This is a genomic window from Polyangium sp. 15x6, from assembly GCF_029960785.1.
Classification (GTDB): Bacteria; Myxococcota_A; Polyangia; order Polyangiales; family Polyangiaceae; genus Polyangium.
Genome location: NZ_JASBQE010000051.1, coordinates 34,424 through 49,446 on the forward strand (window position 1 = coordinate 34,424; position 15,023 = coordinate 49,446).

Genomic DNA, 15,023 nt, shown 5'->3' on the forward strand with positions numbered 1-15,023 from the left:
CGCTCTCGGGCTACGGCCCTCCAATGCCCCGCACGATCTCCACCGTCACGAGCGTCGCCGTCCACCGCTCCGCGGGCTCGTCGTCCGGCACCATTTCCCTCCTCGCCACACCGATCGCCTCCGCGAGCGATTCTTCGACCCGCAAGAACCGCAGATCCACCTCCGGCGACGCCGTCCCCACGACGATCAGCCGATCCACATTGGATTCCCGCCCGGCCGATACCATGCACCGAAACGCCCGCCCAAGGTGCCCCCGGAGCCAGAACGTCTGCCGTCGCCACGGCGCGATCTCGAGCTGCGTCGTCCCGAGGATCTCCACCCTCCCGCTCGACGGGCAATTGAGCACCTGCGCATACATCGGCTCGCTCGAACGGTTCTCCACGGAAAAACACACCGGCTGCCCGTCGATCAACCGATATCGATACCGCCCGTGCGGGTCCGGCTCCGCCTCGGGGAGCGGCGGGTCCGCGAGCTCCTCCGGATCGAGCCTCCCCACATCCCGTGCGTCGAGCACCCGCACGCGCAGCACGCCCGGCCAATCGCGACATCGACGCGCGAGGCGCAGCGGCAAGTTGTATCGCGCATGATGCCAGAGCCCTCGGACGAGCGCTGCACGATCCCCTGACGGCACCCAGGCGAGCGGCGCCTGGTCCCCGATTGCACCCGCCCCGAACCCGTGTACGTCGTCCCCGATCCAGAAACGCCCATCCGGCGAGCGCCCCACGACCGCCTCCACCTCGCGCTCGCCATACGCGGAGACGGGCACGATCGAGAACGGCGCCTCCGCCTCCAAAAAACGCGAAAGATCGGCGTCGAACGGATCGAGCCCCACGACCAAAGCGTCGCCTTTCCCAGGTGCCACGAGGCGCCCCCGCGCCCCATCGCCGAGGACGAAATCACCTCCCACGGGCGAGGCCAGCGCCGAGGACGCGGTGGCGCTCTCGACTTGCAGGAGCCCGCGCCGGGCGGCGAACTCTTCCAGGGAATGAATCGGCGGGAAAAACGCCGGGCTCGGCCCATACACGGCGACCTTGGCCCCCACTCCGAGCCCTACCATCGTGCCCGCGTGGATACGGTAAAGCCCGCCTTCCCGGGTGATCGCATACCCGGGATCCTGCCTCCGAAATGGGCCCCCGAACAGGCGCCGCTCGGACCGACCGAGGAGGCACGGATGCTGGCCCGGAAATGCGGACGTGACCCGCGCGCGGAGGTTCTGCCAGAGATCCGCCCATCGCAGGGAGCGGAGCCTCTCGTCGGGCTCCGCGGCGAGCAGGTCGAGCAGCCCCGCGGTGAATGCGCCGTGACGAACACCGCCCGCGGATTTGCCCTCGCTGGCGGCTTCGCCCGATTGCGCGGATGCGACGACCAAGAAGCCTGGATCCGAGGGGTCGAGGGACGAAAAAAGCCCGGTGTCGGCCTCGCTGCCGCTCCGCTTGTTGGAGACCGAAGGCAACATCGGCGGATGTTCGATCGAGCAAAACCGAACCGCGCTCTCGCGCGTACGCAGCGCGCTGCGCGTCGCGCCCGCAGAGCAGCAGCAATCGAGGATGACGGTGAGGTCGTCGGTCCGCGCGGCGATGCGACGCAATACGTCGTTGATCCAGTGGTCGAACAAGAGCTCCCCGCCCGCGAGCGCGTCGACCGGGACGAGCGCCTCGCGCGCGGTCCGCGTGCCCCGCGGGAGCACCTGCGTGCCGTGGCCCGAATAATGAATGAATACCCGATCGCCCGGACGAACCCCCTCCCCTGCGAGCGCTTCGAGCGCGGCGCGGAGGTTCTCCGACGTCGGTTCGCGTTCCGGCAGGCGCGGTCGCCTCGACGATCCCGGGTGAGGCGCGACGAGCTTCGTGATCGAATCGGCCGGGACCGAGAGGCGGTCGAGGAGGAGCGCCTCCAGCGCGTCGACATCGTTGACGCAGCCGTAGAGCGGATCGACGCGCGGATAAGCGTCGATGCCGACGAGAAGGACGTGGAAGCGGGGTGATGCCTCGCTGGAGTCACCCTCTCGCGTTCGGTCGATCACGGTCATTTGTGTTCGATGGAAGCAAACGACGAGCCTCCCGTAAAGAAGGAGGTTCGGGTCAATCAAGGGTGCGTTGACACACATTGACATCGCTGACGCGTCAGACGTCAACCTCTGACGCGTCAGCCGGGGCCGCGCAGGCCGCGTTCCTGGGTGACAATCCAGGCACGAACGCTGCATGATGGTCCATTCAGACACGCCACGCGATGCAGGCGTGGACACGTCCGAACAGGAGAAGGACATGACGACGACGGGCCTGCTCGATCTCGGTGCTTCCGAGATCGTCGATCGAAACACGGGGGAGCTCCTCGGGTACGCATTCACCGTGGAGAACGGCAAGGGGCAGCTCCAGCGCTGGCTCTTGTTCCGGAACCCGCAGAACGAGCTCGAGATCCGGCCGCCCGCCCCAGCCATGGCAACCTGGTCCCTCGCGGACTGGCAGGCGAACGTGCCCAACCTTTGGAGGCCCAACGGATTTTACGTGTGGGCGCAGGCGAACGTGTATCGGCACGGCGAGACGCACAACGGCGTGACCTGGAACCAGATCCCGCCGCCGGCGCAGCTTCCCAGAGCCACGTTTCCGGAGCGCCCCGGGAGCAACTACCAGCTCGATTACACCGGCGGCAAGGTGATCGACGTGCTCCAGGAGGATTGGCGTGGCTCGGCGTACGTCGTCCGGGGTCTGTCGGAGGCGTCGAGCATCGAGTACTGGTCCTTGCCTGCACGATACGGCTCCGCGGGGAACAAGCGCGCGGTCGTCTCCGTCGGGACCGACGAAGTGACGTCGCTCGACGCGTTCGTCCGGCTCGCGAGCGGGTCCTGGGGGCCCGGATGTTCGTTCGTCATCACCGGCTGCCTCAATCACCACGGCGCCGCGGCTCCCTTCGCTCCCTGAGCTTTCGATTGCCTCTCCGCACGGAGCCCAGTAGCCTCACGGCATGTCGTCGGGGATCGACGCTGCCGGGACGCTGGCGGAGAACGAGGAGCTCGCCCGAACCTTCCCCGTCGAAGAACGAGCGCGCGCGAGTGATCCAGCGGTCGCTTCCACCGCCTCGCTGACCACGAACGTCGAGCCGCCCCCACCCAGCGACACGCAGCCGGGGCGCGTCCTCGAGGACCGCTACACCCTCGTCGAACGTCTCGGCAGCGGCGCGCACGGCGACGTCTGGGCGGCCGACGATCGTGTCCTCGGCGAGCGCATCGCGCTCAAGTGGATGCGCGTCGCGCACGGGTCGGCGCTGGCCCGGGTTCGCCGCGAGATCACGACATTACGCATGCTCCGCTTCCCGGGCGTGGTGCGGCTCATCGACGACGGGGTCGCGGACGGAAGGCCCTTCCTCGTCATGGAGTTCGTCGAAGGCCGACCCTTCCCCGGGGCGGAGCCCGGCGCCTCCACGCCGCGCCTTTCCTGGCAAGCCCTGGCGATCCCGACGCTGGCGCTCCTCGAGACGCTCTCGCACGTCCACGCGGCCGGCGTCGTGCACAGGGATCTCAAGCCCGAGAATGTCCTCGTTCGCCCCGACGGGCGCCCCGTGGTGCTCGATTTCGGGATTTCACAGCTCCACGCCCCTGGCTCCGAGCGGCTCACCGGCGCAGGGCAGATCGTCGGCACCCCGCTTTACGTGGCGCCCGAGCAGATTCTCGGGCGAACCGTCGATGCACGAACGGATCTCTATGCGATCGGCGTGATGCTCTACGAATCCCTCACGGGCCGCGTGCCTCACGAGTCGCCGGACGTCCCTTCGATGCTACGTGCGCGCCTCGTGAAGCCGGCACGACCTTTGCTCGAGCTCGCGCCGGATCTGCCTCCGGTCGTGGGTACCGTCATCGATCGATTGCTCGCTGCTCGCATCGAGGATCGATTCGAGTCGGCCGCGGACGTGCTGGCAGCCCTTCGAGGCGAATCGATGTCCGCTTCCGCGACGCTCCCTTGGCTTGGCCCGCGCAACCCCGTGCTCGAAATCATCGAGGCCGTACGAGCCAGGTGCTCCATCGACATCATCGGACCCCGAGGATCGGGGCGCTCCCGCTGCATGAGCGAGGCAGCGGAAGAGCTCGCCGCCCGAGGCTTCTCGGCGCTCTGGACACGTCCTTCCCGGGCGCCGCTCGGCAGCCTCCTTTCCATCGTGGGGGAACCACCGGGCGGGGACGAGCTGCGGCTCGAGGGCGCGCTCGCGCACGCTGAAAGCGCATTGAAGACAGCGCTGGGCGCGGGGACCGTGCTGTTCGCCGACGATGCGGAGCGGCTGGATCTCTGGTCGGCGGAGATCTTGAACCGGCATCGCAAAGGGTCGGGCGTCGTGATTCGCGCGGTCCTTTCGCCCTCCGCCAGCGCATCGAAGGACGAGAGCGTGGTTCTACCGCCTCTCGACGAGGCTTCGCTCGCGCCGCTCTTCGCCGGACCGGACAGGCTCTTTCATTTGCGCGAGGATGCCGCGCGTATCTTGTGGGAGCGAACCGACGGGCTTCCAGCGCGAATCGAGACGGAGCTCGTCATGTGGACGCGCCTCGGCCTCGCTCGCCGCGAAGCCGGGGTCTTCATGGTGGACCGAGATGCCCTGGGTCGGCTCCAGGCAGGGCTCGCAATCATCCCGGGCGCGCACACGGCGGCTCACGACCTCGTCGAGGACGACGTCCACGTGGAGGAAACGCAATCGTGGCTCTCGATCGCCGGGCGCCCCATGACCATCCTCCAGCTCGCGCGTGTCATGGGCTCTGCGCCCTGGCGCGTCGAGGCAGCTTGCCATGCGCTCCTGTCCCGCGGAGCCGTGAAGCTCAGCGGCTCCGAGCGATTCGAGGGGCGCGGGCGCATGCATCTGCCCTGGAGCGAGCAGCAACGCGTGGAGGCGCACCGCGCACTTGCAGCCGTCATGCAGCCCGGGGACGAGAAGCGATTGCATCATCTCCTGGCCGGGGGGTTCGTCCGCGAATCCGCGCGAGAGGCCGTCGATGTCGCGCAACGTCATGCCGTCGAGGGAGACCTCGGCGCCGCGACGGCAGCGCTCGCCGAAGGATTACGGGCGACACGTGAGCTCGGATCCGGCCCCGAACAAAGCCGGATCCTGACGGCATGGGCGAAGGTCGCATTTGCAGGGGGCGCGCCGCGCGAGCTCGATCGTGTCCTGTACGAGCTTTCACGGATACGCGATCGTGACGCGGCGCTCGATCGGCTCGAGGCCCTTCTCCGAGCGGCGATCGCCGCGCCCGGGGCAGGCGGGCTCAATGCCCTCGAAATGGCCGACGACATCGGGCCTTTCTCGGATCCGGAGCTCGAGCGGCTACGGCATCGAATCCGCGCGGTCGCGGTCGCGGCCCAGGCGTCGTCGTCGCTCATCGCGAAGGTGCTCGAAGAAATCGAGGCATGGGCGGAGAGCAGCGAACATCCGCTCGCCTTGCTCAGCCTCGCGGAGGGGCGCGCGCTCCAGCGATACCACGAAGGGCGCTTCCAGGAGGCGGCGGCTCTGCACGCGCAGGCCGCGGCGCTCGAACCGTGGACGACGGGGCGCATCGCGGCGATGCTCAACAGCGCCTCGGCATTGCTGGAGGCATTCCAGCACGAGGAGGCGGCCCTTCGAGCCGCGGAAGCGCAGGCGCTCGCGGCCCAGTGCCGAAACCCCTACTGGGAAGGCCGCGCCGAATGGCTGGCCCGGTCGGCGAAATACCGTACCGGCCAAACCCGAGGACCCGACCTCGAGCTCGTGGACGCCATTGCACGTGTCGGAGCGCAGGGCCTGGAAGCGCTGGTTTGTCTGAACGAGGCAGCAGCGGCCATGCGCGCGGGAATGCTGGGCGAGGGCGCGGCGCTCGCGACGCGGGCGGCCTCGATCTGGCACGGAATGGGGCGGCCCTTCGCGACGATGCTGGCCCGCGCGCTCGCCATCGCGTGCGGCGCGCCCCCGGACGCAGGAGAGGTGGAGGCGCTCGCCGAACGGGCGGTGGCATGCAAAGGCCCGGGCGTCGGGATCCAGGCGCTCGGCCTGCTCGGTCGAGAGTTCCCTGCGATGAGAGGTCGATGGCAGGATGCCGTCGCGGGGCTCGTGCGGGAGATCCCGAGGACGAACTGGGATCGGTGGATGGATGTGCTCTCCGTGAACGAGTCGCTGGAGGGAGCGATCGGGAGGTCGGAGGAGATCCTCGATTAACGTTTGGGTCGATCACGCGTTGACGCCACGCCGAGGCGCGGACGTTCGTCCCTTTCCTCGCACCGCATAAGCGATCCCGTCCTGCAACGACGCGAGCGTCACCACGCCGCCGAGATCGGCGCCGAGGTCGACGAGTGCCTGCGCCACGGCGGGCCGGATTCCCGTCATGATGACCTCCGCGCCGAGCAGGTTTGCCGCCCGCGCGGCGCGTACGAGCACCTCGGCCACGTGCGTGTCGACCGTGCTCACGCCGGTCACGTCGACGACGATGATATGCGCCCCGCGCTCCTCCACCCCGCGCAGCATCGTCTCCACGAAATGCGCGGCGCGCACCTCGTCGACGGCCCCGATGAGCGGAATGGCCACCGCCTTGTCCGTGAGCGGGACGAGCGGCGTCCCGATCTCCTGGATGGCCAAGCGCTGCGCCTCGATGACCTGCTCCTGGAGTCGCAACTGCTCCTGGGCAGCGCGCCTCTGTTCGGTCACGTCACGCCCATAAATCGCCAGGCGCGCGAGCTGTCCGTCCTCGCTCCGCACCGGATACGCGGTCACCTCGAACCAGCGCTCGTCACGCGCGGCGTCGAAGCGCGCAGGAGTATCGGTGCGCCGTATCTCCTCCACCAAAGAGGTACGGCGGGCGGGCTCATCGAGCGGGAATACGTCGCGCATCCCGGCCACCTCCGTCGGGATGCATCCAAGCCACCCCGCGGCCGCCCGGTTGGCCGTGACGACGACGCCCTCGAGGTCCACGAGCAGGAGCAGGTCCGTCGACGCGTCGAGCATGGCCTGCGCGCGCGCCTGGCTCTCGCGCAGCCGCTCGTCGGCCCGGCGCTCGGCCGTCACGTTCGTCGCGATGCCGCCGATCCAGCGAATGGTCCCCTCGCTGTCGCGTACGGGGAACTTGATGGATCGGTAGAAGTGGATGCCGTCTTCCCTCGGACCAGATTCCTCCGCCACGATGGCTTCGCCCTTCGCGGCGACGAGGCGATTGTTCTCCCTCCAGGAATCGAATACCTCGGGAGGAAAGAACTCCCTGGCGTTGTGCCCGACAATCTCGGAAATCTTCTCACGGCCCATGAAGAGCGCGCAGGATTGGTTCGTGTGACTGTACGTGTCCTCGAGATCCATCACGAAGATGAGCGCCGGGATGTGGTCGATGACCGTCTGCATGACCCGATCTCGTTGCCGGACGGTCTCCTCGAGCTCGGCCACACGCTTGCGTAGCGCATCGTTTTCGAGCGTCACCCTCTCGATGGTTTCCATCTCTTTCGTCATCACGTCTCCCGAGATGATGACTTTACCAGGCCCTTCCCCGACGCAACAGAGCGTAGATCACGATTGCGTTGCTCCTGCGGCCCGTGCGTTGGCGACGCATCCGTCATTGGAAGGGAAGGCACAACCAGACCTGCGTGTCGCATTTCGCCGTGCACGTGCAGTACCCGAAATTGCATTTCAAGCCGACGGGAAAATCGGTGCAGGTGGTCCCGAGGATGAACGGACCCAGGGCCGGGCATGGCCCTCGTGCGGCGAGCAGCCCCTGCGTGGTGCAGCAGATGTTCTGGCCCGGGGGGCGGCGACGGACAGGCCGCTTGGCATTGCTCGTGCGTCAGGCACGCCGTGCCGAAACCAGAATCCCGAGAATGATTGCGGCAAAGCGAAGACGATGGTTCATGGCGTTCTTGTAAGACTGTGGTTGGGCGCCCCATTGCACTCCATGCACGGCTGCACCCTTTTTCTGCGTACGAAATCGCCTCGTGAACCGTCGGTGCTTGACGGTACGCATGGCCTACGTATTTACCCTTCATCGGACACGTCATCGCCGCGAGAGCTGTGCGCTCTCCGCCGGCTGGGTGGGATCATGTCATCGGTCGCCTGTAGCGCTGGAAATACACGCGGGCGGATGCCGCCGCGAGATCGAGGATGTTCCCGAACACGAGGAATGGACTATGAAGCACGGTATGACGAACGTGTTCTCGCTCACGGGCCTCCGAGGGGGAGAAGTGGGTACGGGGCTCCAGGACTTGAAACGCGGGGACACGGACGACGGGTGAAGCCGAAAAAGGCTACCGCTGACCTCGTTGTCCGGGCAGAGGTCAGGTATGGGCGAGAGCCGCGACATAGAGCGGAGGCTAGAGGAAGCGAAAGGTATTTACGACGAGCTCGTGGGAATCCCGACGGCCCGTCAGGGGGCAATCTCGGTTGCCTTGCGGATGGCTGCGCGGTTCGGGCCAGCCTGCTTGGTCATCGTGATTTCCGTCATCGCCTACGTCATCCTGGGGGTCGCGAGGACGACCTGCTTGTTGCCGTATGGTGGGATCCTGGCAATGGCGGTGTCCTTCGTGCTCGTCGAGGCCATTGCACGAGGGAGGGGACATGCCGAGAATGGCCAGCAAAGACGAAAAAGTTCGGCTCAACCTGGAGGTACCGAAGCGCGTGCGAGAGCGGCTCGAGCGCGTGCAGGAAATGAGCGAGGCCGATAGCCTCACGGAGGTGATCAGGCGGGCGCTGACCCTGTATGACGCGCTGCTCATGACGACGCGCGAGGACGGGGGCAAGCTCCTGGTTCGATACGAAGATGGGTCGGAGCGCGAGCTGATGCTCGTCTGAGCGACCTCGCCAGCACAGCCGCGACGTCGAGCCCGCGCCGGTCCCCGCCGGTGGCGGGCTCGACGCTTTCGAGCGCTTCCGCGAGGGTCAGGACCCGGCTTGCGAGGGCGGCGCCGCCGAGGGCTCGGACGGGCGTTCGGCGGCGTTCGCGACGCGAGGCAGCGCCTTCCAGGCCGGGAGCAGGGCGAGCAAGGCCGGGAGCAGCACCACGCAGGCGACGAGGTTCACGCCGAGGCCGAGCAATGACAGCTTGCCGACGCTGGCGAGGCCCGGGTGCGTCGCGAGCGCGAGCACGCCGAACCCAAAGCCGTCGGTGAGAATGGCGCCCGTGACGTCCCAACCAGTATGTTGCCACACTTTTTCTAGCGACTCACCCGCGTCCACGCGCGCGAGCAGGTGCGCGCCGTCGTCCACGCCGATTCCGAGGAGGATCGGCAGCACGATCATGTTCAAGTAATTCAGCTCGGCGCCGAAGACGGGGAGCAGCGCGATCGTCACCGCAAGGCAGAGCAGGGCCGGCCCGAGCGCGAGCAACGCGAGCCGGAGACGACCAAGCGTGAGGTACAGGACGAGGAAGACGAGGACGCCGGTGGTCACGAGGATGCGCGGGGCGTCGCGCTCGATCGTCTCGAGCATGTCGGCGAGCACCATCGGCTCGCCGGCGGCCGCGCGCACCTCGCCCCCGGGCAGATCGACGCGGCGGAGCTGCGCCGCGAGCCGCTTGATCGCAGCGGCGTCGGCCATGCTCACCGTGGGGTAGAGCAGCACGAAGTGCACGGGGTCGGCGCCAGGCTTGGGCTCGAAGGTGTGCCGCAGCGCGGGCGGGAGGTCGGCCGGGCCGAAGGGCTCGGCCGCGGCCATGCGGCGAAGGCGCTCGAGCCGGCCGCGCGCGTCCTCGTCGAGGCTCTCGGGGCGGATCCGGGAGGTGATCTTGGCGATCTCGCGCAGGAGCGGGCGCTTCGCCTCCTGGTCTTCCGGGAGCAGGTCGGCGCGCGTGGCGATCAGGCCGATGGTGGCGCCTTCGCCGAGCGCGGTCATGCGCGCGCGCACGGCGGCGGAGACCTCGCGCGCCTCGGCCTCGCTGCGGGCGAGCACGACGAGCGGAGTCTGCGAGCGGCCGAGCAGCGCGTTCACCTCACGGTCGCGGCGGAAGCTCGGCAGGTCGGCGTCGTCGAGGTGGGAGAAGTCGGCGTCGAAGCGAGCGTGGGGGAGTTGCGTGAGCGCGAGGGCGCATGCGACGAGCAGGCCCCCGAAGAGCGCCGGGGCTGCGCGGTGCATGAAGCGCACGCCGGGGAGCGACACGCCGGCGCGCACGGGCGAGAGGCGCGGGGCGTGGCGCGCGAGCACGCCGAGCAGCGCGGGCAGCAGCGTCAGGTAGGCGAGCAGGACGAGGAGCGTGCCCAGCGCGGCGAGCAGGCCGAACTCGCGGAAGGCGCGGAAGTCGGTCCAGGTGAGGCAACAGAAGGCCGCGGCGGTGGTGAGCGCGGCGGCGAGCGAGACGCGGCCCGCCTCGCCGAAGGCGCGACGGATCGCCTCCTCCTCGGCAGCGCCGGCGCGGCGCTCCTCCTCGTAGCGGCCGAGCAGGTGGACGCCGTGGTCCATGCCGATGCCGACCAGGATGGCGCCGATGAAGGCGGTGAGGATGTTGAGCGTCCCGAAGAGCGCGCCCGCAGCGCCGTACGCCAGCGCGAGGCCCGCGTAGAGCGGCGCGAGCACCAGGCCGATGGCGAGCAGGCGCCGGAAATGGAAGGCCAGGTAGGCGACGACCAGGCCGAGCGCGAGCGCGGAGGTCAGCGCGAGGTCGCGCCCGAGCACCGCCTGGAGGTCGACACGCTTCGGGTACCGGCCGGTGAGCTCGACGCGGAGATCCGGCGCGTAGGCCGTGGGCTCGGCCTCGCGGAGCACACGCTCGACGTCGGCGACGACTTGCTTCGCGAAGGTGAGGTCGGAGGCGAGCCGGGTCGGCCGGACGAGGATGGCCAGGGTGCTGCCGGTCTCGTCCTCGTGGTACGGCCCGCGCCGCGCGCCGCCGCTGTCCTCGAGTCGCTTGCGGTACTTGGCTTCGAGGTCCGCGACGTCGACCGAAGGCGGCGGCTCGTCGTCGAGGTCGAGGTAGGAGCGCTCGATCTCCCAGCGCTGACGCGCGGCGAGGCGATCCCGGAGCGCCGTGAGGTCGGCCGGGTCCGCGAAGTAGAGGCCGCGGTCTTCGAAAAACTCCGCCGGGAAGCGGTGGTCGACGTACTGCACCGTCTCGAGCTTCTCGAGGCGGGGCGCGATCTCGTCCGCGAAGCGCCGCCGCGCGGCCCGATCCCCGCCCTCGACCAGCAAGACCACGTACCCCACCCCGCCGAAGCGCGCTCGCAGCGCCTCGATGCCCTGCACGCTCGGGTAGCTCGGCGGCAGGAGCTGGGTGATGTCGGGGTCGAGCTTGAGCCTTCCAGCGGACCAGGTGCCCAGCGCGGCGGCGAGGGCCACGAGCACGATGGCGAGGGCGGCATGTCGAAAGGCAAAGACCGCCACGCGCGCGAGGGCGGCGCGGATGGCGGCGGGCACGGAGCCGAGGCGCGCGTCGCCGTCGTGATCAGGCGCGGCTGACATCACGCTCCCTCGGGCCGCTCAGGGGGACCGCGTCGTTCGCGTCGTTCACAGCGGGCGCGGCCGGGAACACGTGGTTGCGCAGCAGGGGGTAGTTCCAGGTCGCGAAGACGACGAGGCGCGTGAGGGCCCAGGCGAGGCGGTCGTCCATGGCGGGCAAGAGGAGGAGCACGGCGACGCCGCCGGCGTTGAGGGCGGCGCTCGAACCGGAGACGAACAGGAAGCGCCCGGCCTGGCTGGCCCGCGGGCCGGCGGTGGCCTCGAAGGCCCACGCACGCGAGAGCGTGAAGGCCACGACCCCGCCCGCCACGCAGCCCGCGCCCGTGGCGAGCGGCGGCGGCGCGCCGGTCCCGATCACGAGCACCTGCACCACCACGAAGTCGAGCGCCGTGGCAAGCGCGCTCACGGCGATGGCGCGCGGCAACGCCCGGCGGTCGTCGCGTGGCAGCTTGCCACTGAGCGCGCGGACCAGGAAAGCGAGCCGCTGGAACGCGGTGGCGTGCGAGGTGAGCGCGATGAGGGTGACGCCTGCGGCCGCGATCCAGTGCGGCGGGCGCGGGTCCTCCGGCGAGACGATGGCCTCCAGGATGGGGCTCAGCGCGACCGAGAGGCCGAGCACGAGGATGCGCTCGGCGCGCTGCATGAAGCCCACGTCCTTCATGGTGGCGCCGAGCGCCTCGCCGCGGGCGCGCACGTAGGGGACGAAGAGCGAGCCGGTGAGCGCGAACAAGCAGGGCAAGAGCACCCAGCTCTCGCGGTAGTACCAGGCGAGGCCCACGAGCACGGCCGACTCGCAGTAACGATCGAGCACCGAGTCGAGCGCAGCTCCGCTCGGCGAGGCCTGCCCGGTGGCGCGCGCGACCCGCCCGTCCAGGTAATCGAGCGCGCCCGCGCTGACGTAGAGCCACCCGCCGAGGGCGAAGCGCCCCGCCGCGATGGCGACCCCCGCGCCCGCCGCGAGGCCCACCGCCAGCGTGGTGATGGCGTTGGGAGGCACGCCGGCGGCGGCGAGCCCCTGCCAGAGCGGGCGCATCAGCCAGGCGAAGAAGTGGCGCGCGCGCGCGGTGGTGAGCCCGCCGAGCCCGCGGCCGTCGGCCTCCTCGTCGTGGAAGCGACCGAAGGCCAGGGTGCGCACCGCATAGGCGGCGATGCCGATCAGCACGTACGCGATGAGCAGCAGCGCAGGCGCGGCCGCCGTCCAGATGCGCTGGGCGGTCGAGAGGCTGCCGGTAAGCAAGTCGGAGAGCGGGTTCATACCGAGACCTCCGGGGAGGCGCCGCCCTTGCGCGGCGCCGGATCGAGCAGCGCGCGTTGCGCGAAGAGGACCGCGCGATGGGCGGCGAAGGCCACCGCGGCGCCGGCGAGGATGTCGAGGATGTAATGGTGCCGCAGGTACATGGCGGAGAACGCCATGACCGCGGCCCAGGCCATGGTGAACACGCGCAGACGGCCGCCGAGCGACCACGCGGCGAGCGCGGGCAGCACGGCATACCCCACGTGCAACGAGGGCATGGCCCCGAACACGTTGGAGCTGCGGGCATAAAACGCGTGGAAGATGTGGACCCCGAACAGGGCGTCGAAGCGCGCCCCGCCGGCGGGATTCGAGGGCGCGTCGAGCACGGCCGGACCTGCGCCGTAAAGGTCGACGTACCAGGGCGGCGCCGCCGGCCAGACGATCCAGATGATCCAGCCGAGCAGGCTCGCGGCCGCGAAGCTCCACGAAAGCTGCTGCATGCGCTCCTGATCGCGGAAGTACAGATACGCCCCGACCGCGAAGACCTGGATCAAGTAGAGGAGGTAAACGACGCCGGTGAGCGCATCGAGCGCCGGGTGCGTCGCGTGCGCGACGATCTCCGAGATCGGCACCTTTCCCGCGCTCGTGCTCACGCCGAAGAGCGCGCGCTCGGCCTCGAGGAGATCGGCCACGTGGACCTCCCCGCGCAGGTGGATGAACAGGCGCAGGAAGTCGTAGGCGAGCCCCGTGAGCACGAACGGCGCGGCGATGGCCGCGAAGCGCCGCGCGCGCGGCCCGGTCCAGGCGAGGACCACGAACATGCCCACGAAAACGAAATGCTCGGGCCGGAGCCCCAGCGTCGTATGGATCACGAGGAGCAGGAGCGGGGCGCCTCCGAGGGACGCCCACGCCCACGTGCTCCCGTCGCCCGTCGGCCGCAGCTTCATCGCTCGCCTCGCCACGTCGCCGATGAAATCAGTCGTAGTACTCGTTGCCGAGGTGGGTGATGAGCTCCTCGCCGATCATCCACCGCAGCGTGTTCTTGAGCTTCATCGATTGGATGAAGAGGTCGTGCTCCGGATAGAGCTCCGGCGCCGTCATCGGGCTCTTGAAATAGAAGCTCAGCCACTCCTGCGTCCCGCGCATCGACGCGCGCGCCGCGAGGTCGAGCAAGAGCGCCAGATCGAGCACGATGGGCGCCGCGAGGATCGAGTCCCGACAGAGGAAGTTGACCTTGATCTGCATCGGGTAGCCGAGCCACCCGAAGATATCGAGGTTGTCCCAGCCCTCCTTGGCATCGCCGCGCGGCGGGTAAAACTCGATACGGACCTTGTGGTAGATCTGGCCATAAAGGTCCGGATAACGAGGGGGCTCGAGGATCTGCTCGAGCACGCCGAGCTTGGAGACCTCCTTCGTCTTGAAGCTGTTCGGGTCGTCGAGCACCTCGCCGTCGCGATTGCCGAGGATGTTGGTGGAGAACCACCCCTGCAATCCCAAGCTGCGGGCCTTGAGCCCCGGGGCGAGGATGGTCTTCATCAGGGTTTGTCCCGTCTTGAAATCCTTGCCCGCGATGGGCACGCCCATCTCGCGCGCGAGCTGCCAGGCGGCGGGGAAATCGACGCAGAGGTTCGGCGCCCCGTTGGCGAAGGGGACCCGCTCCTTGAGGCAGGCCCAGGCATAGATCTGGGAGCTCGAAATGCTCGGATCGTCCGCGGCGAGGCCCGCCTCGAACGCCGCAATGCTCTGGTGCACCGCGCCGGGGGCGATGAAGACCTCCGTGCTGCCGCACCAGATCGCCACGGCGCGCTCGGCCCCATGGCGTCGAATGAACCCGCGGATGTCTTCGCGGACCTCTTCGACCATCTCCGCCTTGGACCGGGCCGCCTTGACGTGCGTGCCGTGGAGGCGGCGCACGTACTCCGGATAGAAGGCGCCGCGCATGGGCTCGATCTGCGCGAGCTCCGCGGCGACTGCGTCGATGTGCCGCGCCTCGAGCACTTCCGCGTGTCGCGCGACCTCGAGCGCATTGTCGGGGAAGATGTCCCAGGCACCGAACACGAGGTCGTCGAGCGACGCCAAGGGGACGGCCTCGCGGACGAGCGGGGAGCGGTTCTCGGTGCGCTTGCCGAGGCGAATGGTGCCCATTTGCGTGAGCGAGCCGATCGGCTTTTCGAGCCCCTTGCGGGCGAGCAGCACACCGGCGATGAAGGTGGTGGCCACGGCGCCGAGGCCGGGAAGCAATACGGCGAGCTTGCCGGTGGCGGGGCGAATCGTTTGCGGGCGTTCTCTCACGGCTCTCCTCGATCCTTGGCAGCGGCGCAGCCAGGCACGTTCGATTTCATGGGGGTGGTCCGGCGAGGTTCTCGGCGCGCAAGATGCACGCGCGACCGGCGCCCAGGGACTTCGATCCGACGAGCCGTCC

General features: G+C 69.1%; 9 protein-coding genes. 3 read left to right on the forward strand and 6 right to left on the reverse strand.

The window, feature by feature from the left end; all coding sequences use genetic code 11:
* Window positions 1-10 precede the first annotated feature (10 nt).
* A complete protein-coding gene (locus QHF83_RS31150) occupies window positions 11-2,023 on the reverse strand; it encodes a caspase family protein (RefSeq protein WP_282421625.1) in 2,013 nt (670 codons plus the stop codon).
* Between the two features lie 214 nt (window positions 2,024-2,237).
* Here QHF83_RS31150 and QHF83_RS31155 point away from each other — a divergent pair, with 214 nt between their 5' ends.
* Both QHF83_RS31155 and QHF83_RS31160 read left to right on the forward strand, forming a co-directional pair.
* Entirely contained in the window at window positions 2,238-2,918 is a 681-nt protein-coding gene (locus QHF83_RS31155; RefSeq protein ID WP_282421626.1) for a hypothetical protein, read from the forward strand.
* A gap of 43 nt (window positions 2,919-2,961) precedes the next feature.
* Complete coding sequence (locus tag QHF83_RS31160; RefSeq protein ID WP_282421627.1) at window positions 2,962-6,165, forward strand: serine/threonine-protein kinase; 3,204 nt, start codon at window positions 2,962-2,964, stop codon at window positions 6,163-6,165.
* Window positions 6,166-6,177: 12 nt separating this feature from the next.
* Here the strand turns inward: QHF83_RS31160 and QHF83_RS31165 are convergent, their stop codons facing one another.
* The gene (locus tag QHF83_RS31165) at window positions 6,178-7,440 is read right to left on the reverse strand and encodes a PAS domain-containing protein (RefSeq protein ID WP_282421628.1); all 1,263 of its coding nucleotides are present in this window, start codon (window positions 7,438-7,440) and stop codon (window positions 6,178-6,180) included.
* A gap of 1,098 nt (window positions 7,441-8,538) precedes the next feature.
* Here QHF83_RS31165 and QHF83_RS31170 point away from each other — a divergent pair.
* On the forward strand, window positions 8,539-8,772 hold the full coding sequence (locus QHF83_RS31170) for a hypothetical protein (RefSeq protein ID WP_282421629.1): 234 nt from the start codon (window positions 8,539-8,541) through the stop codon (window positions 8,770-8,772).
* A gap of 87 nt (window positions 8,773-8,859) precedes the next feature.
* Here the strand turns inward: QHF83_RS31170 and QHF83_RS31175 are convergent, their stop codons facing one another.
* From QHF83_RS31175 to QHF83_RS31190, 4 genes are read right to left on the reverse strand one after another with little or no spacing between them, the layout of a single operon-like run.
* On the reverse strand, window positions 8,860-11,370 hold the full coding sequence (locus QHF83_RS31175; RefSeq protein ID WP_282421630.1) for an MMPL family transporter: 2,511 nt from the start codon (window positions 11,368-11,370) through the stop codon (window positions 8,860-8,862).
* Window positions 11,354-12,622 (reverse strand): GtrA family protein, encoded by a 1,269-nt coding sequence (locus tag QHF83_RS31180; protein ID WP_282421631.1) that lies wholly within the window; start codon window positions 12,620-12,622, stop codon window positions 11,354-11,356. Before QHF83_RS31180 ends, QHF83_RS31175 begins: the two co-directional genes overlap by 17 nt.
* The gene (locus QHF83_RS31185) at window positions 12,619-13,548 is read right to left on the reverse strand and encodes a phosphatase PAP2 family protein (protein ID WP_282421632.1); all 930 of its coding nucleotides are present in this window, start codon (window positions 13,546-13,548) and stop codon (window positions 12,619-12,621) included. Before QHF83_RS31185 ends, QHF83_RS31180 begins: the two co-directional genes overlap by 4 nt.
* 28 nt (window positions 13,549-13,576) lie before the next feature.
* Entirely contained in the window at window positions 13,577-14,893 is a 1,317-nt protein-coding gene (locus tag QHF83_RS31190) for an inositol-3-phosphate synthase (RefSeq protein ID WP_282421633.1), read from the reverse strand.
* Between the last annotated feature and the right edge of the window lie 130 nt (window positions 14,894-15,023).